Origin of the sequence: Paenibacillus campinasensis (assembly GCF_002272015.1) — a bacterium.
GTDB classification, from domain to species: domain Bacteria; phylum Bacillota; class Bacilli; order Paenibacillales; family Paenibacillaceae; genus Paenibacillus_AQ; species Paenibacillus_AQ campinasensis.
This window is the reverse complement of the sequence record NZ_NPBY01000140.1, coordinates 1-618: the sequence shown is the minus strand read 5'-3', so window position 1 is coordinate 618 and position 618 is coordinate 1. Positions and strand designations below refer to the sequence as shown.

1 protein-coding gene is annotated in these 618 nt (G+C 48.2%); it reads right to left on the bottom strand.

What is annotated here, in order from left to right:
- Positions 1–251: 251 nt before the first annotated feature.
- Positions 252–413: a hypothetical protein gene (locus CHH67_RS26415; protein ID WP_176475664.1), complete on the bottom strand. Its 162-nt coding sequence runs from the start codon at positions 411–413 to the stop codon at positions 252–254.
- Between the last annotated feature and the right edge of the window lie 205 nt (positions 414–618).

Sequence of the window (618 nt, the reverse complement as noted above, 5' to 3'; positions counted from 1 at the left end):
AGACATACACCGGCAGCCCGCATGAAAAAACAAACGGCTTAACACGGGGTTGGAGGATGGGTGCATCCTCCTTCCTGACTCACATACAGCTGGGATGAAAATCCCAGGCAATCCCCTAAAGGTGATCGAGCATGTCTCGGTCGCCTTTTGTCTATTGAGTTTCAGAAGGTGCATGATCACTTGTATTGCATGAGCTTCAGGTTGTCCATAGTCCCCTTTTCACACAATTGCAGATGCAGCTTCCAATCGGCTCACTGCTCCGGCAGTTTGGCAAAAACAACAATCAGAAAGGTCGCTAACGGACCGAGCAATAACGAGATGAAGAACCAGTTAAGGCCGCTGCGGTTTTTCCCTTGGGCGAGCCCGGCATTGATCAATGCCAAGGTTCCCCAACCCACAAAGTAATTTTCCATCCTCATCGCCTCCGTGCACATAGATACGTATTATTACGCCCCCATGATCAGATGGTTTCTAATCTTGAGACATGTTTGTTGTCTCGCACCACGCTTGCATCATGATCCCTTTGATTCAGGAAGCTGCCTGATCAAACGGGATCATGATGCTAACCCCCATCCCAACAGCGAGTCTGCACTCTCCAAAAAATAAGCAATTAAAATT